A 26,288-nucleotide genomic window follows, 5' to 3' on the forward strand; every position below is an offset into this window, starting at 1 on the left:
CCAGGATTCCGCCGACCTTGCCTGCCGCGCAGCGCGCCCCCAGCCCCATGCCACCCTCTGGGCCGATGCCGCCGTCTCTCCGCGTGATCCGCCGCTCCGAGGTCGTCCCGGACCTTGAGCGCTACGACGCGCGCGACGACCGCCTCAGCCCCCGACCTGCCCTCTCAAGCTCAGCCCTCCGGCTTCCCCTCGGCCGAAAGGTCGATCTCCGCCAGCCTCCCCACGAGCGGATCCTCGCTCCCGAGCTGCTGAAACGCGCTCGGATCGCTCTTTTCGAGCGCCGCCAGGAGCTGCGCCAGCCCGCGCCGCGACCCGTAGTAGTTCGACATCTCGTGATCCTCGTCCGTGATGCAGGCGCGCACCGCGCTGCGGGAGATCTGCGGGAGCCGCAGCGCCTTGAGCGCCATCGACCACAGGCCGTCGATGCGGTTCTGGTCCGCGGGGAACTCCAGCAGGCCAGCCATGGTGAGCAGCATCGCGCAGCGCTGCCCCCTCGGCGTGGACAGCGCCTCGCCGCCGGATAGGTGGCCGAGATCGAAGGCGCGGCGCATGGCGTCGGCCGCGCAGAGCAGGCGCTTCAGCTCCTTTGCTGCGTGGCTCAGGTGGCTGTGGAACATGACCTCGACCGAGAGGCCGCCGAGCGCCTCCTTGCTCTGCTGAAAGCGGGTGACGACCGGGAGCCGCCCGAGATCCTGCTTCACTGCGCCGCCCGTGGGCACGTCGTGGGGCGGCTCGCGGTGGCTGAAGAAGCCACCCGACTGGAAGGCATAATAGAGCTCGCTCTTGCCCGCGAGCCCCGCCCAGATGTCCGAGTACTGCGCGACGCGATTGAGGCTGCCCGCCGCCCAGTTGAGGCCCGCCGCGCCGTCGCCGCCGATCTGCGACGCGCTCACCCCCGGGTCGCGCGGCGTCATCGAGGCCTCGATGTCCTCGGCGATGTCCGTGAGCTGGAAGTCGAGGAAGCCGTCGTAGTAATCCGCGCGCCCGTCCCGGTTCACGTCGGAGTAGCGGGCGACGACGAGCGGGTGCGAGGGCCCGACGAACTGCGAGAACCCGGCAACCTGCGCCTGCGGGTGGGGCCACTGCGCCTGCCGGAGGCGCGCGTCGAGCTCGGCGTGCGACGCGCGCTTGCTCATCCCGCGCAGCGCGGCGACGAAGCAGTCGACCCCCTCGGAGGAGGTGACCACCCCCTCCGAACCGGTCCTGAAATAGGTCGAGTCCCACGAAGAGTAGATGTCCGCGTCCGGGAACATCTGGGAAATGGCAAAGCGCGTGGTGAGCCCCGCGCACTGCGAGTTCATCATCAGCTTGTACCCTTCCTGTTTCACCTGCACCGCGGCCGCGCGGAGGTCGAAGGCGCCGAGCTGGGCGTGCCGGTTGATGAGCACCCCGATGAAGAACGTCATCCCCATCTCGAGGTTCTCGTCGCGCGGGGCGGCGGTGCGGGCGAAGACGCGGATGGGCTCGCCGGCGGGCGTCTTGAAGGGGGCCTCGAAGGCGCGGTAACGGCTCCAGCCGTTCGGCGACGGGGGCGCCTCGGGCGGGAGGGCGATCTCCTTGAAGCCGTGGGTCGATACGAGGATGTTGCACTCGCCTTCGTGGAACTCCGAGGCGCCGCACATCGCGAGGTTCCACGGTCCCGTGAGCTCGTCGTACGGCGGCGCCTCGCGGAGCAGCCCGCGGACGAGCTCCCGCGCTCGCTCCTGCTGGGCCGCCGTGAGCCCCGGGGCGCGCAGCTGGAGCAGGTGGATCGCGTGCGCGCGCAGCGCCGGCCGGGCCGTCTCGTCGCCCGCCTCCTCCTCGATGAGCGCGAGGATTTCCTCGGCGGCGCGCTCCGCGACCGGCGCGAAGCCGCGGTCGTCCAGCGACGTCGCGATGAGGTGCGAGAGGACGGTCGTCGCCGCCGAGCGAAGGGTCGCCGCGGCGGTCGGATCGCGCCGCGCCTCGTCACCGCCCACGGCCGCGATCTCGAGCGCAGCGCGCGCCTGATCCAGCAGCGCCGTGCCCCGGCGCGCCGAGAGCCGCTCCTTGCGCACCGGCTCCTCCGGGTGGAACGCGCTCGGCGGGAAGAGCTGCGTGAGGGTGCTCGTCCGGCGCGACGAGATCCACCGGGCCGCGGTGACCAGGGCATCGCGGGCGGCGGGCCCGTCGGGGCCGAGGGTCGGGCTCGCGCTGAACACCCCGGCGGGCAGGAGCCAGAGCGGCGCGGCGCCCTCGCGCCCCGCGTTCAGGTCGAGCGGCGCCGCCTGCGACGCCACGCCCGGATCCGGTACGACCTCGACGTTGGAGACGGCGACGGCGCGCAGCCGCCGGCGCACAGGCGAGCGGCCGGGAAACACGATGAGCACCGCCCTGCCCTCGCGCTCCCGGAGCGCCGCAAGGTTCTCCCCGGGGACCGGCGCCGAGAGCGAGAGGGCATAATCGCTGTCGCTCACAGCGACCGCGAGCAGGTGAATGCCTGGCGCGGACTTTCGCCCTTCGAAGGCAGAGGACGCGGCTGGCCCGACGGCATCCACGGTGCCAGGCAGGTCGATGAACCCTCGGGGCGAACGGATCCGGACGATGACATCGCTGGGCATGACGCTCTCCTGAGGTAAGAGAGCGTGGCCGCGTTCAAGATCCCGACGCAACAGGAATCCGACCCGGCAGAACGCGGTCGTACCGCGTCACAGCGGGATCAGGGCGAGCTCGACACTGGCTCGTTCAGGCGGCTCCCTCAAGACCTCTCCGGCAGATCCGGAGTTGACTTGATCACTCGCTGTTCGATGGAGCGCGCGTCGCTGGCGTGACGAAGAAGTGGCGGGGCGACTCTTGCGCTGACGAGGCGGAGCAGCGAAGCAGCGAGAAGCCTGCTCCGGCGGCGATGAGCACGCCGGCGGCGACGAGCTTGATCCCTGCGCGCTTCGCGCGGCGCGCCCGCGCCGAAGAGACGACCGCTCCCTCCTCTGCGAGCGCGGCGCCGGCCGCCTCCGGCGAGAAGAGCGCCGCGGCGTCGGGCGGCGCCTCCAGCGAGGCCGCTCCGGCGCTGCGCGCGCGCAGCCGGTTGCTCGAGGGGGGCGCTGGCAGGAGGCTGCCTGCGCGCAGCGTCGCGATCGACGCCTCCCCGTCCAGATCGGCGGTGCTGGCCGGGAACGCGTCGCTGATGCGGGCGTCGGGCGCGAGCGAGGCGCTGACGCGGGCGCTGGGCACGAGCGGGTCGCTGGCGCGGGCGCTGGGCACGAGCGAGTCGCTCTCCGGCGCCCTGGGCGCCGCCGGGGGACCGAAGGGGCGGAGGGCGACGGCCGCGTAGCGCTCGAGGAGCGCGCCGACCTCGCGGAGATCGGCCGGGCGCTGCGCGCGGTCCGGGCTGAGCATGCGATCGATCATGGCCGCGACGTCGGCGGGCAGCGTGGGCGCGCTCTCCCCGATCGGCTGGATCGAGCCGGTCAGGACGCGCTTCATCACCTTGCCCATGTTCTCGGCCTCGGTGGGCCGCACCGAGGTGAGGCACTCGTAGAGGATGACGCCGAGCGACCAGATGTCGGCGCGGTGATCCACGTCGTGCTCGCCGAGGATCTGCTCCGGCGACATGTAGTACGGGGTCCCGAGCATCTCGCCGCTCCCGGTGCGTCCCCAGGACCAGCTGGTCTCGCCGTGGGCCGCCGTGACCTTGGCGATGCCGAAGTCGAGCACCCTGACGCGGGCGTCGTGCTGCGCGGCCTCCGGTGAATCCGTTGAGCCGTGCGCCGGCGCGCCGCTCGGGCGCTCCTCGGCGGCGTGAGCTGTGCCGGGCGAGCCTCGTGGCGCGGCTGCGTCGGGCGTGAGCAGGAAAATGTTGTCGGGCTTGAGGTCGCGGTGGACGATCCCCAGCGCGTGCGCTGTGCCGACGGCCGAGATGACCGGCAGCAGGATGCGCGACAGCTCGGGGAGGGGGATCTGCGCCTCGCGCAGCAGCTTGTCGCGGAGCGACTCCCCCTCGAGCAGATCCATGACGAGGAACGGCGTCCCGTTGTCGAGCTCGAGCACGTCGTGGATGGATGGCACGTTCGGGTGATCGACCGCCGCCGCGGCGCGCGCTTCCCGGACGAGGCGCCGCCGTGTCGACGCGTCCTCCGTCGTGCCCGGGCGCAGCAGCTTCAACGCCACACGTTCGCCGTTCGCGAGGTGGGTGGCGGCCCAGATGACCCCCATGCCTCCCTCGGCCAGCTGGCGATCGACCCGATAGCGACTCGCCACCAGGGCGCCCGGGATCAGCGGATTGCTCACGCGGAGATCAGGATACCACGCGCCGTCCTCCTGACCTTCTCCGCATGCCTCAAACGCCCCGACACCGCTCAGGTCGGACAATTACGTGTTCGACGCAGCACCGCGCGCCTTGGCGCGCCATACGACATAGGTGTTCGTGTGTACGTCCTTGTCGCCGCAGAACCGCAGTGATCTTTTCAACACGGATGTTCGATTGCCCACCGCGATCCCGGGAGCCACATAACATCACCGGTTAACTGTACGTCCCTGTCACCGCAGAAGCGCCGATATCTTCTCGATACCAAACTTCACCGGTCATGAAACACACCATGCCAAGCCGCGTCACCACCGCTCGTTCATCGCACGCGCTTCCATCGCAGGCGCTTCGCCGAGCTCATCCGTAGTGAAGCGCTCCCGTCACCGAGCTCATCCATCCCGGAACGCGCCCTGCCGAGCGGCGCGCGCCCGCACAGGAGACGGGCCCAGATCGGCGTTTTCGGCGCGCAGGCGTACTCCCGTACGCCGAGCACCGAAAACGTCGAGATGGGCCCGTATCCGCCGCGGGCGCGTGCCGCTCAAACGGCGGGCCAGATGGAGCCGGCGCGCCGGCGCTCGGTGTAGGCCTCGGCCGAGAGCGCGTAGCGCAGGAGCTCGTTCGACACCGGGTGTTGAAGGAGCAGGCGGGGCTCCTCGGTCGAGCGGGCCATGTCGCGATCGTACCGGCGGAGGTAGTCGATCGCGGCGAGCGCGTCGCCGCAGAGCAGGTAGCCGATGCGGTGCTCGCTCCGGCGCAGGCCGAGGACGAAGGCGCGCGCGTCGTACGACACGGCGACGGTCGACGCGAGCTCCTCGAGCATCTTGCGCTGGCGGCGCCCGATCGCCCGCTGCACGCCGGGGAGCATCTGCTGCGCGGCGTGCTCGCGCGGGGGCGAGATGGCGCCTGACCCGAAGCCGGGATCGAGCGTGCGGATCGACGCCAGCAGCAGGCCGTCGGTGGCCTCGGCCGGGATCTCGTCGAGGAAGGTGAAGCCGACCGCGATGCGCGCGAAGAGGCGGGCGAGCGCGAACGTCTGCTCGAGCTCCGGGAGCTCCATGAACGACGTCGGCGCGACGATGGCAGGGGGATCACCCGGGAAGACGCGGGCGGCTCCCTGCCACGAGGGGACGAGGTAGAGCTCGAACGCCTCGATGCCGAGCGCGCGGCCCACCCGCTCGGCGAGGTGCCGCGTCGGGTGGTTGTCGCGCGGGCCGATCCGCTCGCGCGAGCTGATGCCGAGGTTGCTCAGCTCGAAGCGGATCGCCTTCGCGGCGATCGGCGCGATCGCGAGCGCCACGTCGATCCAGGGGCTCCGGGCCTCCGGGAGGAGCAGCCGGCCCATCTCGGGGCCCGCGAAGGCCCCGGCGTACGGCGCCTCCGACGGGACGCGCCGGCCCCTGAGCCGGGACATGCGGTCCAGCGACACCTCGCCGAGGCAGGCGCGGACCTCCTCCACGGTGATCCGCTCCTCCGCGCGCCCGTCCTTGGCAAGCGCGGCCTCGAGCGCGGCGAGCGCTGGGCCGAGGTCCGGGAGCCGGGTGAAGACCTCCGGATCGGGCGTCAGGACCTCCCGCAGCACCTGGACCGCCTCCGCGTTGCGCCCCGCGGCCTCGAGGCCACGGCCGAGCGCGGTGCGCGACTCGGGCGGCGCGCCCGGGAGCGCGACGGCCTGCTGGAGGCGCGCGAGCCCGTCGCGAGGCCGCACGAGCAGCGTCGACTCGAGCAGGCCGAGCGTGGTCAGCCAGCGCGGATCGGCCGGGATGCGGCGGGACTCGGCGAGCTCGAGCAGCTGCGCGAGCGCCTTGGCGTAGGCCGCCGCGCCCTCGCTCGTGTCGACGCGGTACAGGCGGGCGAGCGCCACCCACCCGCGCGTGTCGCCGCCGGGCGCGCTCACGATCGCGTCGCACAGCGTGCGGACCATGCCGGCCGTGTCGCCCGCGTCGCGGTAGGCGTCCGCGAGGCGCAGGGCGGCCTCGACGCGGGAGCCCGGGTCGGGCGACAGCTCGACGAGGCGCCCGAGCGCGCGCAGCGCGAGCGCGTGGTCGCCGCGCGTGACGCCGAGCTTGTGCAGCCGCTCGAGCGCGGGCCGGTTCTGCGCGTCGAGCGACAGGACCGCCTGGAGCGCGTCCTGGGCGAGCGCCGGGTTCGCGAGCGGCCCCTCGTACAGATCGGCGATCAGGAACTGCGCCGCGATCTTGGTCTCGGCGTCCGTCGCCGCGGCCACGGTGCGCTTCAGGGCGTCGCGGGCCTCGAGCCAGACGCGCTGCGCGGTGAGCAGCCGCGCGAGCAGGAGCAGCGCCGCCGGGTCGTTCGGGATCGCCTCGATCACCCGCCGGACGGCCGCGATGCCCACGCCGGCGTCGATCGCGCCCGGGCGCCCGTGGTGCTGCAGCACCGACCGGGCGATCTCCGTGCCGAGCAGCGAGATCGCCTCGCGGCTCGCGGCCTTGCCGAGCGCCTCGCCGAGCCGGTCGGTGAGCCGCTGGGGATCGCCCGCGAGCTCCCGGGCGAGCGCGCGCGCCGCGGCCACGCAGCTCGGATCCGCGCGGAGCGCGCTCTCGTACAGCTCGAGCGCGCGCCCGCGGCCCTCGGGGGACGCGTCCTCGGCGGTGAGCTCCGCCGCGCGCACCAGGTGCATCGCGCGTGCGGGCGCTCCGTGGACGAGGTCGGCGAGCGCGAGCTGGGCCGCGATCACGCTCGCGCGGTCGCCGAGGCGCTGCGCGAGCCGATCGAGCCCGCGCGCCGCGATGACGCTCTCGGGCCACAGCCCGAGGGCGTTGCGGAAGCCGGCGAGCGCGGCGCGGGCGGCGGCGGGGTCCGCGTCGGCCTGCGCCTCCGCGAGGAGCGCCTCCTCGACGCTGTAGAGGGCGCGCGCGATGGGATCGGGCGTCAGCTCCCGGCTGTCGCGGATGGCGCTGGCGAAGAGGGCCTGCGCCCGCGGCGCGCTCGGATCCGCGGGGCTCGCCTTGGCGGCGATGCGGAGGATCGCCAGGTGGGCGGCCGCGTCGTCGGGCGCCTCCTTCACGATGCGCGCGAGCGCCTCGAGCGCGGCGCTCGGACCGAGCTGCTCCTCGAGCGACACGATCTCCCAGAGGGCGCCGCCGCGCGCGGTGGCGGAGGTGAACACGTCGGCCTCCGCGCGCAGGACGGTCGCGAGCGACGTCGGCGCCTCGAGGTGCCGGTAGAGCTGCTCCAGCATGCGGAGCGCCGGGACGTGGTTCGGCACCACCCCGACGAGCCCCTCCAGGATCTCGACGGCCTGGCGCGGGCTGCTGTCCGCGAGGACCAGCGCAAGGGAGATCCGGAGCGCGTGATCGACGAGCGCCGGCGGCTTGCGCTCGAGCCAGCGCGCGTACAGCCCCGCGAGCTCGCTCGCGATCATGGAGGCGGACATGCCCGGCAGGCTGGACGCGCGGGCGCCGGTCGCGGGCCGCTGCGCGACGGGCGCGCCGAGGCCGACGCCGACGCCTGCGCCGCCGGCGCGGACGTAGATGCGCTCCATCGCGTCGAGGATCGCCGGATCGTGCTGGCCCGAGGCGAGCGCCGCGTCGGCGCGGGCGAGGAGGCGGAGGGCGTCCTGATCGCGTCCGAGGGCGAGCTCTTGCACCTCGGCCGCCTGGAAGAGCAGCCGCGCGTGGTCGTCGGGCCGCTGCGCCTCGTCGGCGAGCGAGCTGAGGACCTCGACGAGCTTCTCGTAGTTGCCGGTCTCGCGGAGGAGCCGCGCGATCTCGATCCGGGGCAGCGGGTGAGCGGGCCTCCTCCGCGCCGCCTCGCGGTGCGACTCCACGGCGCTGTGCGGCCGCTTGAGGCGCCGCTCGTCGAGCCCCGCGACCTCGATCCAGAGGCTGAACGCCGCGTCTCCCGCGGGGTCGCGCTGGATGAGCTTGAGCAGCGCCCGCCGCGCCTCCTCGTACCGGCCGGCGCGCTCGTCGAGGCGGACGCGCGCGCGCAGCGCGTCGGGGTCGGTCGGATCGATCGCGAGCGCGCGGTCGACCAGCGACGAGGCCCGATCGCGATCGCCGAGCCGGAGCTCGGTGACGTCGGCGGCGCGCAGGAGGAGCCTGCGCTGCTCGCGCGGGCTGCTCGTGAGCTCGGCCTCGGCGCAGAGCGCGCGCGCGAGCCGCTGCGCGTCGCCCGCGCGCGCGGCGTTGCGCTGGAGCGCGAGGATCGCGGCGCGCCGCTCCGGGTCGATCTCGAGGATCTTCTCGATCTCCTCCACGGCGCGGGCGGGCTGGGCGAGCTCGTCCTCCCAGATGGAGACGAGCTTCTCGAGCAGCCCGATCTTGCGCGTGGGGTCCTCCGTCGCGCTCGCGGCTTGCGTGTACAGGTCGAGCCGCGCCTGCACGCCGCGCGGATCTTCCTCGACGGCCAGCGCGTCTGGCGTGAGCAGGGCGGAGAGCGCGTCGAAGACCGAGCTGTTGCCCGGCTCGATCGCCCACGCGGCGCGCAGGATGGCGAGCGCCTCGTCGCGTCGCTTCAGGTGGCGCTCGGAGATGTCCGCGGCGCGGAGGAGCGCCGCGACCCGGACGGGCGCGGGCCGGTCCGCGTTGGCGACGGCGGTCCACACCTCCACGCGCTCGGCGTGGTGGCCGAGGCGCTGGAGGGCGCGGTCGAGCCGCTCCCGCGTCGAGCTGTCCTCGGGGTCGAGGTCGAGCGCGCGCGTCGCGTGGAGCGCGGCCTGCTCGGCGTCCCCGAGGGTGTCGTAGATCTCCGCGAGGCGGACGTGCTCGTGGATGATCGCCTCTTTGTCGGTGAGGAGCGCGAGCTCCTTCTGGCGCACGTTGGCGGCGAGCTCGAGCATGCCGCTCGTCTCGAGCAGGCGGATCAGCTCGCCGACCACGCGCCGCGCGGTCGGCGAGCCGGCCGGGGCCCGCGTCGAGGCGCGCCGGAGGAGGGGCACCGCGTCCGCCGGAGAGCGGATCTTGTCGATGAGCAGCCGCGCCGCCGTGTAGAGCAGCCGCGCCGCACGGTCGTCGTCGCTCTCGTGATCGGCCTCCAGGGAGAGCGCGCTGACGAGGCCGACGATGCCGTCGTGGTGCACGAGGTGGCGGCGGAGCGCCTCCCGCACGGGCCCAGGCCCTGGATCGAACGCGATCGCGCCCTCGAGGGACGCGAGGGCGAGCTCCGGCTTGTAGAGCTTCCGATCGAGCACGGCGGCGCGCTCGACGTGGACCCAGGCGGTGAGCTGGCCGTCGCCGTCCGGCCGCAGGCGCCCTGGGGCGTAGGCGGCGGAGAGCCGGTCGAGGTGCGCAGCGAGGTCCTTGGCCGCCTGCTCGGCGCCGCGGGCGCTCTCGCGCCGGAGGGCGATCTCGAGCCCGCGCAGCGACGCGGCGTGGAGCGGGACGAGCCGCAGCGCCTCGGTGAAGGCCTCGCAGCTCTCCGGCGTCCGCCCGAGCGCCTGGAGCAGGCGCGCCCGCTCGGCGAGGAGGTCGGCCCGGAGGGCGTCGGTCTCGGCGACGCGGAGCTTGTCCTCGACGACCTCGAGCGCGAGGGCGAGCTCGGTGCGCGCGTCGAGCACGCGGTGGACCCGCGAGAGCGCCGGCTCGAGCGTGCGGGACAGCTGTCGCGCGCGCTCGTAAGAGCGGCGCGCGGCGGCGGGGTTCTTGAGCGCCCGCTCTTCATGGATGCCGAGCTCGACGAGGGCGCGCGCCGCGCCGACCGGATCGCTGCCCTTGAGCCGCTCGGCGCGCTGCTGGAGCTCGGTGGCGAGGTCCGGAGCGGCGAGCTGCGGGCTCTGCGCGGGCGGCTCGGGCGCGTTCGGCTGCGCGCGGGGCGCCGCCGGAGGCGGCTGGGCGGGCGAGGCGGGCGCGTGCGTGACGCTCGGCGCGGGCGCATGCGCGGCGTTCGGCGCGTGCAGCACGGTCGCTGCATGCGCAGCGTTCGGCGCGTGCAGGACGGTCGCCGCATGCGCGGCGCTCTGCGCGGGCGCCGCCGTGCTCGGCGCGGGCGTGGCGCCCGGCGCATGCGCGGCGTTCGGGGTGACGCCCGGTATCGGCGTGCGCGTGGCGCTCGGCGTGAGCGCGCCGCCCGGCAGCGGGGCGCGTGAGGCGCCCGGCGTGGGCGCGCCGCCTGGCAACGGCGTGCGCGTTGCGCTCGGTGCGTGCGCGCCGCCTGGCAACGGCGTGCGCGTCGCGCTTGGCGTGGGCGCCGGCGCGGCGCTCTGTGCGGGCGCCGGCGCGGCGCTCTGTGCGGGCGCTGGCGCGGCACTCTGTGCGGGCGCTGGCGCGGCGCTCGGCGTGGCACTCTGTGCGGGCGCCGGCGCGGCGCTCTGTGCGAGCGCCGGATCGATCGACTCGACCGAGATGGGCGTCGGCGACGAGCTCGGCTCGACCGAGATGGGCAGCGGCGTCGCGGTCGCCTCGACCGAGATGGGCAGCGGCGTCGCGGTCGCCTCGACCGAGATGGGCATCGGCGTCGTGCTTGCGTCGAACGCGGCGATCGCCTGGGCCGCGGCGCCCGGCTGGGAGCCAGGCGCCGGCTTCCCCGCGCTCGCGGCGGAGCCTGGAGAGGGCTGCGTTGCAGCGCGGTTCGGGCTCGGCGGGCGCTGGCCTGGGCCGCGCGCCGGAGGGCGGGCCGGGCTGGAGCCAGGGGGCGCAGCCGTCGGCTTGGCCGCGCCTCCCGGAGGCATCGGCGGCGGTGGCCTCGACGGCGGCGCCAGCGACGGCGGCGCCAGCGACGGCGGCGCCGGCGGCGGCCCGCTCGCGACGCTGCCGTCCTTGCGGCGGATCAGCGGCGGTGGCCTGCTCGGTACCGGCGGCGGTACGCTCGGGGCTGGCGTCTTGTTCGGCCCTGGCGGCGGCGCGCTCGGCAGCGGCGGTGGGCTCGAGGCCAGCGGTATGCTCGGCAGCGGCGGCGGGTTCAGCGGCGGCAGCGGGCTCGCGGTCGCCGGCAGCGGTTCGTCGCCAGTCGGCGCGCTCGCGGTCGCCGGCAGCGGTTCGTCGCCTGCCGGCGTGCTCGCGGCCGCCGGCAGCGGTTCGTCGCCTGTCGGTGCGCTCGCAGCGGTCGGCAGCGGCTCGCCGTCTGTCGGCGCGCTCGCGGCCGCCGGCAGCGGTTCGCCGTCTGTCGGCGCGCTCGCGCTCGACGGCGCGCCGAGCCTCGACGTGCTCGTGCCGACGAGCAGCGTCTTCGCGCCGGGCTGAGGTTGCGCGCTCGCGCGCGTCATTTGAGCGTTGTCGGCGTTGGCTTCCCAGCCAGCTTCGTCCGGCGATCCGGACAGGCTCGGCAAACCAGGCCGGCGCGACGCTTCGTGTTGCGGATCGTCCCCGTGGGCCACCGCCGCGGATGCTACACATCCACGCGCCCTCAATCTACAGTCGATGCGCCTGCTCGCTGGTGTTGCGCGCTCCCAGATACAGGGGCGACCTACTTGTTGAACGGTGCTGTCGATGCGCAGCGCAGCAAGGCGAGCTTCATCGCTTTTCCGGCCGGGCGCGCCACGAGCAGCGCCTCGGCAGACGCGGCGATCGGCTCGCCGCGCCCGAGGGCCGGCTCGGCGTTCAGCCCGCCTTCGAGCTCGCCTCTCGCGGTGAGCGCCGCGAGCTGCGTCGGGCCCGATGCGTTCGCGATCGCGAGCCATGCCGCGGCGCTCCCGGCCTTCGCCGGGTCCTGCCCGCCCGGGCCTCGAGCGCCGGGGAGGAGCGCCGGCACCCCGGCGCCCAGGCCCAGCGCGGCCTCGGGCGGGGCGTCCTGCTCGCGATCGCCGCCGACGAGCACGCGCGGCTCGCTGGCGCCGCCGAGCCGCACCAGCACCGCGCTGATGCGCCCTCCGATCGAGCCGCTCGGAGTGTCGTCGTCCCGGAAGGCGAGGATGACCCCGTCGTCCTCGCCGAGGGTGAGATCGTACGCGAGCACGTGTCCGTTCTTGGGGGTGACCGCGCGGGGCGTCGCGGTGAGCGCGCCCGTCTCGTCGAGGGGGACCACCTCGATCCACTGGTGGGTGATCGTCTCGCCTGCCGCGGCGGTGTCCTCGTCGCCGTCGTCCTTCTTCGCCGCGGCCTTTCGCGCCGGCTCCTCGGCGCGCGCGATGTACGCGAGCCAGTAGCCGCCCGGCCGGCCGAGCACGCGCGGCATCTCGGCGTCGGTGCTCGGCTGGGAGACCGGGCGGGCCGACGTCACGGAGCGCAGCGTGCCCACGTCGGCGGAGGCGAGCATGATCCGCGATCGCTTGCCGTCGCGGGTCACGTCGTCCCAGACGATGACCGCGCGCTCGCCGGACGCGGCGATGTCGAGCGCGAGCGACTCATCCCGCCCCTCGGCGAGCTCGGCCCCCCACGTCACGTGGTCCCCTTCGACCCTGGCGACCTTGATCGCGCGCCCGCCTGCGTTCGGCTCGAGCATCGCGGCGAGGATCGCGCCCCCGGCGCCTGCGACGACCGGAGGATCCATGTCCCCGCGCGATCGCGCGAGGCGGACGAGCTTCCCCTGGGCGCCGTCGGCCGAGAGCGTGGCCACCATCGCGATGGTCCCGCCCTCGGCTTCTCGCTGGGCGCCCACGGCGAACCCGCCGGAGAACGTCGTCCCGCGGCCGACCTCGACGGCGAACGGCGCGATGTCCTCGGCGCTGTCCGCGTCGCCGCCCCCCGCGCCTTGCTCGGCCGCGCGCGCGGGCGGCGCGTCGCCGATGACGAACGGCGGCGGGCTCGCGGGCGTGCAGCGCGGGGGCGGCGGCTGCGGCGCCGCGCCGGCATCGTCGGCGTCGCTCGGCGCGGACGCCGCGGGGTTCGCGCTCGGCGACGCGGGCGCATCGGTCGCGCCGCCTCCCGGTGGAGAGCAGGCGCGCCACACCACGAGACCACCGACGACGAGAGCGACGGCCAGCGCGCCCTTCCAGGCGACGCCCTCGGGGTCGTCCCCTGGCGGCGGTTGTCGATCCGCTGGCGGCGGCTGTCGATCTGCGCCCGTGCTCCCCTGGCTGGTGTTCCGCTGGGTGGCGCGCTGCTCGGGATCCATGGGGCGTGGGTGTTAGCGCTGATCGCTCCGCGAGGGCAGGGGGAGCGTAAGCTGCGCAGCGCCGCCGCCGCGGCCGCTGCGCGCGAGCTCCCGATGGGGCGCGACCTCGACTCATGGAATCGCTGGGGCGCGGGCGCACAGGCATGTAGCGCGGCGGCACCGTGGGAGGATGGGTGTGTCCGCTTCGACCAGCGCCGTTCGCGCAGGACGTGCTGGAGCGCATTCACGCGGCCTGTCCCCTCACGTGTGTCCGGTGCCGCCGTTTCCAGTGGCCTCGTTGCGGCGCCAGATCTGTGTGGGAGTTTGGCCACCTCTGCGTGGCCCAGCGCGACGCCGGTGCACACGCGCTGAGTCGCGCAGATATTCATCGATGCTCGATATCAACCATCAAGGGGCCGTTTCGGGACGCAGGAGCCTGCGATAGGACCTCCGTCTGGAGGACGACGATCTCCGGAACAGCTGTCTTGTTCCCGGGCCTGGTATGCGTTTGAACCAGGCCGATCTCGTCTACGACGAGCCCTCCGACACGGCCCCTCAAGGGAACATCAACGACCTGAACAGCCACGGGGACATGGTTGGCTCCACCCTCGACGGACACTCTCTCCTGCTCGAGCGCACCGGCCGCGGGCTCCCGTAGTTTGGCCTCGATGCAAGCTGGGACGAGGGCGCGCCACCTCGGCTTCGGGCTCGTCTACCGGCTCGGCGCGAAGGCGACCGCGGAAGTTGCAGAGCTCACGCTTGCAGGCGAGCTCATCTGCATCGCCTGCTGGACCCACGATCGCGGCGCGCGCCGCGCTTCGGGCACCCGGGTGAGCCGAGAACTTCCCCTCCGCTGCCCGCGGGGCTAACGAGCGGCTGTCAGCTTCGTCCGTCCGGTGCCTGGCGCCGCGGCCCTCCGCTCTTTCGTCGTGATGTCCAGCCGTCCTCTCCTCGCCACCTTCCTCCTCGGGCTCGTCGCGCTCTGCTGCGCGGCCTGTGTCGGCTCCTCGCCAACGCCGCTCGCCCCTGCGCTCCGCGGCTCGATCGGCGTCCCGCACCACGGCGTCATCACCGACGCCGTCGAGCTCCCGAAACAGGGCCCGGGCTACCGGCTGCTCCGCAGCAACGGCATCCGGTGGGGGACGGCGAGGCTGGTCGCCGCGGTCCAGCGCGCCGCGGCGGAGGTTGCGCTGGCGCGGCCGGGCGGCGAGCCGCTCGTCGTTGGCGACCTCTCCGCGCGCTACGGCGGCGCCACGCGGGGGCACCGGTCCCACCGCACCGGGCGCGACGCCGACCTCTTGCTCTACGCGCTGACCCCGGACGGCCGCCCCGTGCGGTCGCCGGGCTTCGTCGCCTTCGGGCCGGACGGGCTCGGGCGGATCAGCGATGGCGCCGAGGAGCCAGCGTCGCCGCGCGCTGGCGCGCCTCAGTACGTCCGCTTCGACGTCGAGCGGGAGTGGCTGCTCGTGAAGTCGCTCGTCCGCTCGCCCGACGCGCACGTCCAGTGGCTCTTCGTGGCCCGCTGGCTCGAGGCCCTGCTCATCGAGTACGCCCGCGCGCTCGGCGAGGACCCGGAGCTCATCTGGTATGCCGAGAGCGTGCTGCTCCAGCCGGGCGACAGCACCGCGCACGCCGATCACATCCACCTCCGCGTCGCGTGTACGCCGGACGAAACCCTCTCCGGCTGCCTCGGCGGCGGCCCGCAGTGGCCGTGGCTGCCGGCGGTGCCGCAGCTCATCGCGCCGTCGGACGGCGACCTCGCCGCTGCGTTGCTTGACGACCTCCTGCCTGGAAGCGCCGCCGCGGGCTCACGCGTGGCGGCTCCCGACAGCGCGCTGTGAGCCACCTCCTGGCGCATGGCGACGCCGCCGACGTCTGTACGGCGCTCCCCGCTGACGTGCGGTTCGATCTCGTCTACCTCGATCCTCCCTTCGGCGTCGGGACGACGATGACCGCGCGGGCGGCGCGCGGCCAGGCGCGCGGCCGGCGCAGGCCGGAGAGCGGGCCCGACGCGTACGACGATCGCGCGAGCGCCGACGCGCTCGTCGCGATGCTCGCGCCGCGCCTTGAGGCCATCCGCGATCGCATGACCGAGGGCGCGACGCTGTACCTGCACCTCGATCACCGCGCGGTCCACGACGCGAAGGTCGCGTGTGATCGCCTGTTCGGCCGCGGCGCCTTCCTCGGCGAGATCATCTGGGCGCCCGGCAACGGCGGCCGGGGCGCGCGCGGCTTCTCCGTCACGCACCAGACGATCCTGCTGTATGCGCGCGCCGCGGGCGAGCGCGGCCAGGTGGTCTACAACGCCGCGGATCCGATGCTCCGCGAGCCGTACGCCGAGACCAGCCTCGCGATGCATTTCAAGCACCGCGACGAGGACGGCCGCCTGTACCGCGAGCGGATCCTCGGCGGCAAAGCGTACCGGTACTATGCCGACGAGGGCCGCCGCCTCGGGAGCGTGTGGAACGACATTCCCGGGATGGTCGCCAACACCCCGCTGCGCCGGGAGGCCACCGGCTACCCCACGCAGAAGCCGGAGCGGCTGCTGGAGCGCATTGTCCGCGCGTCCTCCGCGCCCGGCGCGACCGTCGCCGACCTCATGTGCGGCAGCGGCACCACGCTCGTCGCGGCCGCGCGCCTTGGCCGCCGCTTCGTCGGCGGCGACCGGAGCCCGCTCGCGTTCGCGACGGCGCGGGAGAGGCTCGACCGCGAGGGGATCGTGTACACAGCGTACGAGTCCGTTCCAGCCGCGGATGGCGAGCCGGAGCGTCCCTGACTGGGCTCTGCGGGCTCCCGCTCCTCGGGCCGGGCAGCTCCGATGCCCCTCGCTCCTTCTCGATTCTCGCCCTGAGTCAGACGAAATCGTCCGTTGGCCCCGCGCCCTCGCGGACGATCTGCACATTGCCCTGGCTCAGGTCGATCACGGTCGTCGGCACCGACCCGCCGGTCCCAGCGTCGAGGACGAGCGCGAGCCCCGGAAAACGGTCGTCGATCTCCCCCGGATCGATGATCGGATCCTCGCCAGGCGGCGCCGCGGTCGTGCTGATGAGCGGCCGCCCGAGCGCGCGCACCAGCGCGATCGCGACCGGGTGGTTCGGCACGCGGATGCCGACCGTCTTCTGCTTGAGGTGCACGTACTTCGGCACCTCGCGCGTCGCGGGGAGGATGAAGGTGTACGGCCCGGGCAGGTAGCGCTTGAGGATGCGGTACGTCTGGTTCTCGACGATCGCGTAGCGCGCGATATCGCTCAGATCCGGGCAGATGAACGCCAGGTTCTTGTTCTGGCGCATCCCCTTGATCTGGTAGATGCGCTCGATCGCCTGCTTGTTCATCAGGTCGCACCCGAGCCCGTACACGGTATCGGTCGGATAGCCGATGACCTCCCCCTTCTGAATGAGATCGATCGCTCGCGCGATCTTGCGGGGTTCCGGGTGATCGGGGTTGATGGGCTGGAGCACGGGAGCGCAACCATGGGGCCGCCCGGTCGACTCCGCCAGTGCTGGTTGATTGGATGTACGACCAGCGCCGGGCAGCCGGGGGCGGGCGCTGCAGGTGATTCGGGTGAAGAGAGACGGGGCGAAGCCCCGAGACGCGAGCCGGTCGCACGCGCGACCGGCCCGAGGCGGCGATCGAAGATCCCGCGTGCAGCGCGGCGCGCTACTCCTTGAGCGCCTCGCTGCCGCCGATGATCTCCATGAGCTCCTTGGTGATCGCCGCCTGACGCGCCTTGTTGTATTCGAGCGTCAGGTTGTCGATCACTTCCTTGGCGTTCTTGTTCGCGGCGTCCATCGCCGTGAGCTTCGCGCCGAGCTCGCTCGCCATCGACTCGTAGAGCGCGCGCAGGATCGAGATGTCCACGTACATCGGCACGAGCCGCTCCAGGAGCGCGCCCTTGTCCGGTTCGTAGAGGAACTCCGACGCCGCGGAAGGCGCGCCGTGGCCGCCCTCGTCCCCCTGCTCCTGATCCTTCGCCGGACCGCCGGCGGGCGGCAGGAGCCGCTCGACGACCACCGTCTGCGTGATGGCGCTCTTGAACTCGTTGTAGACGAGGTAGATCGCGTCGATCTCGCCCTTGTTGAACGGGGCGAGGAGCTTCGCGCCCACGGCCTGGGCCGTCTCGAGGTTGAGCTTGTCCCAGACCCCGGCCAGGTACTCGAGGATCGGCGCGCCGCGGCGGTTGAAGTAGTCCCGACCCTTGCGGCCGATGATCGCGAGCTGGACCTCCTGGCCCGCCTCCGTCCGGCTCTTCCACTCGCGCTCGGCGCGCTTGTTGATGTTGGTGTTGAAGGCGCCACAAAGTCCGCGGTCGCTTGTGAGCACCACGAGCAGCACGCGCCGCTCCGGACGGGTCACGAGCAGCGGGTGCAGCGCCTTCTCGCCACCGGCGAGCGCGCCCGCCTCGCCCTCCGCCCCGATCCCCTCCGCCGCGAGCGCCTCGGCCGCGGGAGCCGCGTCGCGCGTGATCGCCGAGAGGACCTCTTGCACCTTCACGGCGTAGGGCCGCAGCTCGGTGATGCGCAGCTGCGCCTTGTTGAGCTTGGCGCCCGCGACCATCTTCATGGCGCGGGTGATCTTCTGCGTCGACTTGACGCTGGAGATCCGCTTGCGAATGGACTTGAGGCTGGGCACGGCTGCCTACTTTTCCTTTGCCTTCGAGGCGCTCTTGCCGTTCTTCGACTTGGCCTTCGGCGCCGGCGCCTCCTCCTCGTCGTCGCCCGCACCGTCCTCGTCGGCCGCGGTCGAGGCGCCGCCCGCTTCCACCGCGAACCGCTTCTTGAAGGTGTCGATCGCCTTCGTCATCCGGGACTTGAGGTCGTCGTCGAGGACCTTCTTCTCGCGGATGTCCACGAAGATCTGGGGGTGCTTCGCCTCGATGAACTTGTTGAGCTCTTCCTCGAAGCGCGCGAGCGAGCTCACCGGCAGGCTGTCGAGCAGGCCCTGCGTGCCGGCGTAGATGATGAGGATCTGCTTCTCGACCGCCAGCGGCACGAACTGGCCCTGCTTCAGGATCTCGGTGAGGCGCGCGCCGCGCTCGAGCTGCGCGCGGGTCTTCGCGTCCAGATCCGAGGCGAACTGCGAGAACGCCGCCATGGCGCGGTACTGCGCGAGATCGAGGCGGAGCGTGCCGGCGATCGACTTCATCGCCTTGATCTGCGCGTTGCCGCCGACCCGGCTGACCGAGATGCCGACGTTGATGGCCGGGCGGACGCCGGAGTAGAAGAGGTCGGCCTCGAGGAAGATCTGCCCGTCCGTGATGCTGATGACGTTCGTCGGGATGTACGCCGACACGTCGCCGGCCTGCGTCTCGATGACCGGCAGCGCCGTGAGCGAGCCGCCCGACTTCGGATCGCGGACGATCTCGTAGTCGCTCGCCTTCGCCTTGTCCGAGAGCTGCTGCTCGAGCTTCTTGATCTCGTCCTTCTTCTCGTCCTTGCGCGCCTGCTCGAGCTTCTCGAAGAGGGCCCCGTCGATCGTCTTCCAGAGCGAGTCCTTCGCCGAGTGCATCCCGTGCGCCCCGACGTGCGCCTTGCCGTCGACGCCGCGGTACGAGGCGTCGCCGCCCTCGATCTTCGTCCCCTTCGACACGACGTAGAAGATGTCGGCCATCTTCGCGGCGCGCTCGAGGAGCCGGGAGTGGAGGTAGAAGACGTCGCCCGGGTACGCCTCGCGGCCCGGCGGGCGGCGGAGCAGGAGCGAGAGCTGGCGGTACGCGACGGCCTGCTTCGACAGGTCGTCGTAGATGCACAGCGCGTGGCGCCCGCTGTCGCGGAAGTACTCGCCGATGGTCACGCCGGTGTACGGCGCGATGAACTGGAGCGGCGCGGTCTCGCTCGCGGTCGCGGCGACGATGATCGTGTACTCCAGCGCGCCGTGCGCATCGAGCCGGTCGACGACCTGGCGCACCGTCGACAGCTTCTGGCCGATCGCGACGTAGACGCAGATGACGCCCTTGCCCTTCTGGTTGATGATCGCGTCGACGGCGACGGCGGTCTTGCCCGTCTGCCGGTCGCCGATGATGAGCTCGCGCTGGCCGCGGCCGACCGGGATCATCGCGTCGATCGCCTTGATGCCGGTCTGCATCGGCTCGGTGACCGGCTGGCGCTGGATGATGCCGGGCGCCTTCACCTCGACGCGGCGGCGCTCCTTCGTCTCGAGCGGCCCCTTGCCGTCGATCGGCATGCCGAGCGCGTTCACGACGCGCCCGAGGGTCGCCTCGCCGACGGGCACCTCCATGATGCGCCCGGTCCGCTTGACGGCGTCGCCCTCCTTGATGGTGCTCGTGTCGCCGAAGAGGGCGGCGCCCACGTTGTCCTGCTCGAGGTTCAGCACGAGCCCCATCAGGCTGCTGCCCTCCGAGCCGGTGAACTCGATGAGCTCGCCGGCCATCGCGCGGCTCAGGCCGTGCACGCGGGCGATGCCGTCGCCCACCGTGAGCACGGTGCCCGTCTCGGTGACCTGAGCGGCCTTGTCGATATTCTGGATTTGCTTCTTGATGATCTGGGAGATCTCTTCGGCGCGGAGCTGCATGCGGAGTCCTCTGTCGGGAGACGCTTGGGCTGCGGAGTCAACGTCGTCAAGGTCGAGGGGGCGGCGAGCGCCAGGCCACGACCCATCATGAAACAGGGGTGCTTGCTCGCGTCCCCTCAGGTCCGGAGCAGGTTGTCACGGAAGCTCGACAGCCGGGTCCGGAGGCTGCCGTCGATCACCTGATCGTCGATCTGGGTGACCACGCCCGCGATGAGCGAGGGATCCTGCCTGTGGGTGACCGAGATCTTCCTGCCGGTCGCCTTCTCGAGCTCGGCCCGGAGCCGGTCGAGGTAGCCGTCGCTCAGCGGGCCCGCGCTCGTCACCACGGCCCGGGCGACGTTCTGGTCCTGATCGACGAGGAGCGCGAGCTGCCGCGCGATCTCGGGCAGCGCCGCGAGCCGACGGCGCCGCGCCAGCAGGAGGAGGGTGTTCTTCGTCACCTCCGAGAAGGTGGCGCGGCCGGCGATCTCGCGGAGCAGCTCCTCGCGCGAGGCCTCCGGGATGAGCGGATTGTCGAGGACGAGGCGGAGCTCCTCGCTCGCCGAGTACATCGCGCTGGCGTCCCCGATCTCCCTGGCGAGGGCCGCGAGGGTCCCGGTCTCCTTGCCGATCTCGAAGATCGCGCGCCCGTAGCGTCGGGCGACGGACTCGTAGCTCATGTCGCTGCTCCGGTGGTCTGGGCTCCGCGGCGCGCGCCGGCGGAGACGGCCGCGGGGATGGCCTTCAGGTACTCTTCATTGACCCGGTCGAGGTCCTGTTGGCCGATGCGCTGCCGGAGCAGCTCCTCGGCCGCGGCGACGGCGTTCTGCACCGCCTCCTGGAGGAGCATGGCGCGCGCCGCCTTGAGCTCCTGCTCGGCGCGGAACTCGGCGTCGCGCCGCATCCGGACGCGCCGCTGCTCCGCCTCGGCGAGCACGTGGGCCTTCTCGACCTCCGCCTGCGCCGCGTGCTCGGCCTTGAGCTCGGCGAGCGTCTCCTCGAGCCGCGTGAGCTTGTCCTCGTACTCCTCGAGCCGCTGCTCGGCCTCCTGCTTGAGGCGCGACGCGTTGTCGAGCTCCTGCGTGATCGTCTGCTTGCGCTTCTTGAGCGCCTCCGCGATCGGCTTCCTCCCGAAGCGGACGACGATGAGCGCGAGCAGCCCGAAGTTCAGGACCGACGCGAGGAACGGCGGCGGCTCGTTCTTCGGATCGCAGGGGTTCTGCTCGTTGTGGTAGCGCCAGAGCAGCGCGTTGATGCCGCCCTTCGCGGCCGCCTCGTTGTTCACGCCGATGAGGCCGTGCCACCAGTTGACGTGCGGCGGCGGATCCGTCGGGCCGTGCCCGGGGCAGTGCTCCTCCCCGTGGGACGCCGGCTCGGGCGCCGGCGGCGGCGTGGGGCGCGCGCGGCCGGGCTGCATGCCCGGCGGCCGGAGCCCATGCCCCGGCGGGAGCTGGCGGCCGCCCGGCCCGAGCGGCCGGCCGGGCTGCATGTCGCGCGGGCGCGCCGGCATCTGCGGCGAGCCCGGCTGCGCTTCGCCAGGCGACGGGATGGGCGGGTGCCCGGGGGGCAGCGCCGGCTCGGAGCCCGGTTGTTGCGCCAGCGCCGTGCCGGCGGCGAGCGCCGCGGCCAGGCCGAGCGCGAGCGAGGAGCGGCGGAGCGGCTTCTTCACTGGCGCACCTCGCGGCCGAGCATGCTGGCGGCGATCTCCGCGGCGAGCGCGGGCTGGGCGGCGGCGAGCTCGCCGCGCATGCGGGCGACCTCGGTCGCGATCTTCGCCTTGCTGTCCTCGAGGATGCGCGCCGTCTCGGCCCGGGCCTCGGCCATGATCTGCGCCTCGATCTTCGCCGTCTCGGCGCGGAGTCGCTCTCGCTCGATCCCCGCCTCGCGCCGGACCTTCTCGATCTCGGCCTCGTAGCGGGTGAGCAGCTCGCCGGCGCGCTCGTCCATCTCGCGCGCTTCCCGCTTGGCGCCGTCGGTGCGCCGCTCGCGCTCTTCGAAGACGCGGAGCAGCGGATCGAACAAGAGCGGCTTGAGCACGACGACAAACGTCGAGAACAGGACGACCTGCGCCAGGAACGTCAGATCGAAGTCGACGGCGATGGCGCTGGCGCCGGACGCGAGGAGAGGGTGCATTGCGTTCGGGTTCACGGGTGCTTGTTCGGCGACGAGGGCGGCGCAGCGCGAGCCGCTCGCTGCCCCACGCCCCCCGGGGGGCGATTTCGCGAGCCGGCACTAGCACGTGTCAGTCAAAGCTGGAAGGGTTCTCGCAGAGCGGACGAGCCCCTCGTTACATCACGTCTCCTGACGACACATCACGTCTCCTGACGACGCGCCCGCGCGCCGCTCGCGGGTGACGGGCGTGCTACAGCCTCGCGATCGCACGCTTCGCTCGCGGGTGACGCCCGCGCTCCAGGCGTGCGAGCGCGGGCGATGCCCGCGCTAGAGGCTCGCGAGCGAGCGCATCATCTCTCCGAGGCCCGCCTCGAGATCGCCCTTGCTGGCGCGCGGCGCCGGCGCGCGCGCGCCGTCCTCGTCGCGGATGGCCTCGGCGGCGCGCGGATTGCGGAACCAGTCCTCGTCGAAGCGCTCGATCAGGCTGCGCCGATCGCGCGCGGCGAGGAGCGCCCCGGCGAGCCGGACCGCTGCGCCGGGATCGAGCGCCGGGACGACCCCGGCGAGCGCTCCCGGGATCGGCGCGCCGAGAGCGCGCGCGGTGGTCTCCTCGAAGCGGTCGCTCCGATCGCGCGAGGCCCGGAGCAGCACGTGCCCGCCTCCGTCCTGGTCGGCGCCGAACACGAGCGCCACGGTCGCTGCGTCGAGGCGCAGCGAGAGGACGAGGCTGCGCGCGGTGGCGCGCGCCTGATCGAGCGCGCGGCCTCGGCCGAGCCCGAGCGCGCGGGCGCAGAAGACGGGATCGGCGACGAGGCCGCCGAACAGCGCGGCGCGTCGCGCCTGCCGGAGATCGAACGGCGCGTGGGAAAGCGCGAACGGCCCGCGCCGCCCGCCGCGCGAGAGCGCCGCGCCGAAGCGGGCGAGCGCGCGCGCGAACGACGATGCGCCGAGCGGCCGCGGCAGCGGTCCGAGATCGATCGCGACGCCGTCGGTCAGCTTCGTCGCGCGGAACAGCTCCTCGATCCACCGTGGGCCGAGCCGCGCTGGCCACCCCGACGCCGCGTCGCGGCCGACGGCGCGCCCGAGCGCGGCGTGCCAGGCCGGCTCGGGCTCGATCACCGACTCGGTCTGGCGCAGCAGCGCCTCCGCGGCGCCGATCGCCGCGCCGGGAGGGTCGCAGGGGATCTCGATCGCGCGGAGGCCCTCCTCCGCGAGCCGCCGCGCCGCCTCGTGTCGCCGCTCGACGAGGACGCGGGCGGCGTCGGCGACCGCGCCGGATCCTCGGGCGAGCGCCTCGGCGAAGATCTGCTGTCCGGCGCTCGTCGGGTCGGCGAGCAGCCTGAGCCGCGCCTCGTGGGGCGACATCCGCGCCGGCTCGGGCAGGTCGATCGTGACAAGCGGCGCGTGCCAGGCCGCGGCGAGCCGGAGGCGGTCGGTCCAGACGACGCGCTCCAGCGTGAGCGTGTAGACCCAGTCGGCGAGGGGGGCCGCGAGGCCGGTCGGGTCCGGCGCGGCGGGCGACGTCGGGCTCGCGAGCCCGAGCTCCGCGCCGAGGCCCGGGGTCTTGCCGGTGAGCTCGAGGTAGGTCGTCCGCGAGCTGACGCGCCGGAAGCGGTCGAGCGGGTTCTCGAGCCTGGCCCTCGCCTCGGCGGCGCTCGGGCCGTCCTCGTCTGCAGCGGGCGGGGCTGGACCGCGCCGGACGAGGTCGCCGTGCGCCGCGCGCCAGGCGCGCTCCGCGCGGGCAACGTCCCGGTCGAGGCGGATCAGATCGATCTCCATGCTCATGACGCCTGTTACCCGTGCACCGCGGGTGCCGTCCCGAGCCGCCCGGCGATCTCGCCCTCGGCGCGCGCGAGCTCGGCCAGCCGACCCCGGGTGGCGCCCTCGTCGCCGGCGACCTCGACGGCGAGGTCGACGAGGGTCCGGTAGTGCCGGGCCTCCGACGCGAAGAGCTCCTCATAGAGCGGCGCGAGCTCGTGCTCGCGCGCCGCGAGCCCGTCGGCGAGCAGCCTGAAGCGCTCGCAGGAGCGGGCCTCGATGATCGCGCCGACGAGCAGCCGATCGATGAGCGCGGCCTTCGCGTTGCGCGCGCAGGTGCTCGAGGCCGCCTTGCGCAGCTCGCTCGCGTACACGTCGGTCTCCGGCTTGCCGAGCGCGAGGCCGCGCTGCTCGATCACGTCGAGCAGCGCGCGGAAGTGCCGGAGCTCCTCTTCGGCGAGGTCGACGAGCGCCCGCGCGAGGCGCGGGAGCGACGGCCAGCGCGCGGCGAGGGACAGGGCATTCGACGCCGCCTTCATCTCGCAGTGCGCGTGATCGGTCAGGAGCGCCGGCAGATCGGCGAGCGCCACGTCAGCCCAGCGTGGATCGGTCGGTAGGGTCAGGCACAGCACGCAGGGCCGACCTAGAGCAGGCGTGGCGCGGCGAGAAGGGGGAGGCGGGCGCGGGCGGTTTCCGCCCGCCTCTACCACGTGCAGAGCAGAGCGGCGGTCACCCGCACAGGAGACGGGCCCAGATCGGCGTTTTCGGCGCGCAAGCGCACTCCGGTGCGCTGAGCACCGAAAACGTCGAGATGGGCCCGTATCCGAAGCGGGTGACCGTCGCTCTAGAAGCTGTCGGACGACCCGCGGGTCAGCCCGCTCGACTCGAGGTGGTACGCGAGCCCGACCACGAACGTGGTGGGTCCTCCGCTGGCGAGGGCCCGCCGCACGGTGCCCTCGACGGCGAACTGGGTCCCCACATAGGCGAGGCCGAGCGACAGCGCGTGCTGGTCGGCGCCCTGGTCGAAGCGGTAGCCAGCGCGGAGCGGGAAGTGATCGGCGACGAGGTACTCGCCGCCGGCCATGAAGCGGAAGGTGGTGTCGCGGTAAGAGTTGAAGTCGGCGAGCCCGTCGACCTCGATCGAGAAGTCAGCGGTGCCGACCCCGACGCCGCCGCCGACCGTGGTGGGGAGCAGCCCGTGGTCCGGGTAGGTGAGGTTCTGTCCGACGACCGCGATGTGCAGGTTGTCGGTCGCCTTGACGGTGAGCCCGGCGTCGAACGTGAACCCGTCGACGAGGGCGCTTCGACCGACGACCGCTCCGTCCTCCCACGCGCGCAGCCCGCCCGAGACGGAGCTGTCGCCGAGGCCGCCCTCGCGCAGCGTCCCGTCCTGCGTGATCTTGGCGTAGCGGCCGGTGAGCCCGACGAAGACGCGGTCGGTGAGGGGGTAGGCGAGGCCTGCCCGCGCGTCGAGGTAGGAGCGCTCGATGCCGCCGTCCATGTCGACGAAGCCGCCCACGAAGGAGAGCGCCCCGGCGAGCTTGCCGGTGACCGAGTCGACGACGACGCCGCCGTAAGCGTGCCGGCCGGCCTCGGGGCTCCCCTGGAAGAGCGCCTGGAGGTGATAGACGCGGGTCTCCACCATGGCGGACGGGTTGAGGAAGACGGCCGACGTCCCGTTCCCGAGGGCGCGCAGCGCACCCCCGAAGGCCGCGGCGCGGGGCGTCTCATTCTCGCCATAAGCGTAGGCGAGCTGGGGCGGCAGCTCCTCGGCCGCCGCCGGCCCTGCGGCCGACGCCATCAGGAGCGCGCCTGCCGCCGAGAGGGCCCCGGCCCGCAGGGCGGCCGCCGCCCGGCGCCACGCCCCCAAAGGCCGCTGCGCCAGGACTGCCCTCCTTGTCAACCGGATCCCCGACGACATCACCTCGCCATACCGCACACCTGGACCCCGGGGGCAAATTCTCGGCTCCTGAAAACCGCTGCCCCCCGGTCGCTCTGTGCTGGACGAACTCCGTCTTTCTCAGAAAGCTGGAAAAACCGCGACTTCGAGCCTCTTGACGACGAGATGAGCGGGTTTTGCTCTGCAATCGTGAGCGCGTCGTAAAAATCACCGCCCCGCGTCGGGAGTTTTGGCGCCTCGTGTCCGGCAGCCAGAGCTCGGTCGACGCGAAGCCGGTTTCGCAGTGTGTCAGGGACTGAATTTAGAACAATACTATCGGATACTTGAGCCAAGTTTCGCAGTTGGGGATAGACGCCCGGACTCACCCGGTGCTACCTCGGATTCGTCCTCGGGGCGGTTCCGTGCCGCACCGGGTCCTCCAAAGGGTGGCCTCGAAAGAGGCGCTGCGGGTTACCGAGCTCTGTGAGGCGGTATGGGGGACGGCTGTGCCGATCTGTCTTCCAATGCGATGGACCTCGACGCGACGGCTGTACCCCCACCTCGATCGACGTGTTCGGCTGCGGCCGGGCCGGGTCCCGGTACAGGAGGGCTGTACTGTCCACCCGCATTTTGCGGGGGCATGCGGATGATTCCCCGAGGACGAAGCGGCCGTGGGCGGACTGTTGAAAAGTCGACACGCCCTTCGATTACATTCAGAATAACATAGAGATCTCCAGAAGTTAGAGGCGAGTCCTCGCTGTGAGACCTGTGGATAAGTTGGGGGCGACGGTTCTTTCGGTCGCCCCCGAAACCTATTTTCGTGGAGCGGACTTCAGAGCAGCG

At 73.0% G+C, this 26,288-nt stretch carries 18 protein-coding genes; 5 read left to right on the top strand and 13 right to left on the bottom strand.

The features are described from left to right. Positions 1–170: 170 nt before the first annotated feature. From WME79_RS50280 to WME79_RS50290, 3 genes are all read right to left on the bottom strand, one after another. A complete protein-coding gene (locus WME79_RS50280) occupies positions 171–2,579 on the bottom strand; it encodes a hypothetical protein (protein ID WP_437530599.1) in 2,409 nt (802 codons plus the stop codon). A 172-nt stretch (positions 2,580–2,751) separates the two neighbouring features. Beyond that, a complete protein-coding gene (locus WME79_RS50285; protein ID WP_437530602.1) occupies positions 2,752–4,245 on the bottom strand; it encodes a protein kinase domain-containing protein in 1,494 nt (497 codons plus the stop codon). 554 nt (positions 4,246–4,799) lie between these two features. Beyond that, complete coding sequence (locus WME79_RS50290) at positions 4,800–10,121, bottom strand: tetratricopeptide repeat protein (protein ID WP_437530605.1); 5,322 nt, start codon at positions 10,119–10,121, stop codon at positions 4,800–4,802. On the opposite strand from WME79_RS50290, the gene WME79_RS50295 reads away from it, so the two are divergent. Further along, entirely contained in the window at positions 10,075–11,400 is a 1,326-nt protein-coding gene (locus tag WME79_RS50295; RefSeq protein ID WP_437530608.1) for a hypothetical protein, read from the top strand. The two genes, WME79_RS50290 and WME79_RS50295, sit on opposite strands and share 47 nt — an antisense overlap. Positions 11,401–11,623: 223 nt before the next feature. Here the strand turns inward: WME79_RS50295 and WME79_RS50300 are convergent, their stop codons facing one another. Then, positions 11,624–13,210, bottom strand: a complete 1,587-nt coding sequence (locus WME79_RS50300) for a hypothetical protein (RefSeq protein WP_437530611.1) — start codon at positions 13,208–13,210, stop codon at positions 11,624–11,626. Between the two features lie 481 nt (positions 13,211–13,691). Between WME79_RS50300 and WME79_RS50305 the strand changes: the two genes are divergently transcribed. The 4 genes from WME79_RS50305 (at position 13,692) to WME79_RS50320 (ending at position 15,965) form a co-directional block, all read left to right on the top strand. Then, complete coding sequence (locus tag WME79_RS50305) at positions 13,692–13,847, top strand: hypothetical protein (protein WP_437530613.1); 156 nt, start codon at positions 13,692–13,694, stop codon at positions 13,845–13,847. 10 nt (positions 13,848–13,857) lie between these two features. Next, on the top strand, positions 13,858–14,058 hold the full coding sequence (locus tag WME79_RS50310; protein ID WP_437530616.1) for a hypothetical protein: 201 nt from the start codon (positions 13,858–13,860) through the stop codon (positions 14,056–14,058). 63 nt (positions 14,059–14,121) lie between these two features. After that, complete coding sequence (locus WME79_RS50315) at positions 14,122–15,030, top strand: penicillin-insensitive murein endopeptidase (RefSeq protein WP_437530618.1); 909 nt, start codon at positions 14,122–14,124, stop codon at positions 15,028–15,030. Next, positions 15,027–15,965, top strand: coding sequence for a DNA-methyltransferase (locus WME79_RS50320; RefSeq protein WP_437530620.1), 939 nt, complete (start codon positions 15,027–15,029; stop codon positions 15,963–15,965). Before WME79_RS50315 ends, WME79_RS50320 begins: the two co-directional genes overlap by 4 nt. A 76-nt stretch (positions 15,966–16,041) precedes the next feature. On the opposite strand, the gene WME79_RS50325 is transcribed toward WME79_RS50320, so the two are convergent. From WME79_RS50325 to WME79_RS50365, 9 genes are all read right to left on the bottom strand, one after another. Next, on the bottom strand, positions 16,042–16,647 hold the full coding sequence (locus tag WME79_RS50325) for an L-threonylcarbamoyladenylate synthase (RefSeq protein WP_437530623.1): 606 nt from the start codon (positions 16,645–16,647) through the stop codon (positions 16,042–16,044). A 199-nt stretch (positions 16,648–16,846) separates the two neighbouring features. After that, entirely contained in the window at positions 16,847–17,818 is a 972-nt protein-coding gene (gene atpG / locus WME79_RS50330; protein WP_437530625.1) for an ATP synthase F1 subunit gamma, read from the bottom strand. Between the two features lie 6 nt (positions 17,819–17,824). Further along, the gene (gene atpA, locus WME79_RS50335; protein ID WP_437530628.1) at positions 17,825–19,717 is read right to left on the bottom strand and encodes a F0F1 ATP synthase subunit alpha; all 1,893 of its coding nucleotides are present in this window, start codon (positions 19,715–19,717) and stop codon (positions 17,825–17,827) included. A 116-nt stretch (positions 19,718–19,833) separates the two neighbouring features. Then, positions 19,834–20,376: an ATP synthase F1 subunit delta gene (gene atpH / locus WME79_RS50340; RefSeq protein WP_437530631.1), complete on the bottom strand. Its 543-nt coding sequence runs from the start codon at positions 20,374–20,376 to the stop codon at positions 19,834–19,836. Then, the gene (locus WME79_RS50345; RefSeq protein WP_437530634.1) at positions 20,373–21,365 is read right to left on the bottom strand and encodes a F0F1 ATP synthase subunit B family protein; all 993 of its coding nucleotides are present in this window, start codon (positions 21,363–21,365) and stop codon (positions 20,373–20,375) included. Before WME79_RS50345 ends, atpH begins: the two co-directional genes overlap by 4 nt. After that, on the bottom strand, positions 21,362–21,844 hold the full coding sequence (locus WME79_RS50350; protein WP_437530637.1) for an ATP synthase F0 subunit B: 483 nt from the start codon (positions 21,842–21,844) through the stop codon (positions 21,362–21,364). The genes WME79_RS50345 and WME79_RS50350 overlap by 4 nt, the downstream gene beginning before the upstream one ends. 291 nt (positions 21,845–22,135) lie before the next feature. Next, on the bottom strand, positions 22,136–23,593 hold the full coding sequence (locus WME79_RS50355) for a hypothetical protein (protein WP_437530638.1): 1,458 nt from the start codon (positions 23,591–23,593) through the stop codon (positions 22,136–22,138). Between the two features lie 8 nt (positions 23,594–23,601). Continuing rightward, on the bottom strand, positions 23,602–24,198 hold the full coding sequence (miaE, locus tag WME79_RS50360) for a tRNA-(ms[2]io[6]A)-hydroxylase (protein WP_012241974.1): 597 nt from the start codon (positions 24,196–24,198) through the stop codon (positions 23,602–23,604). A gap of 212 nt (positions 24,199–24,410) precedes the next feature. Then, positions 24,411–25,367 (bottom strand): hypothetical protein, encoded by a 957-nt coding sequence (locus tag WME79_RS50365; protein WP_437530641.1) that lies wholly within the window; start codon positions 25,365–25,367, stop codon positions 24,411–24,413. Between the last annotated feature and the right edge of the window lie 921 nt (positions 25,368–26,288).

The sequence above is a fragment of the Sorangium sp. So ce726 genome (assembly GCF_051521405.1).
GTDB lineage: Bacteria > Myxococcota_A > Polyangia > Polyangiales > Polyangiaceae > Sorangium.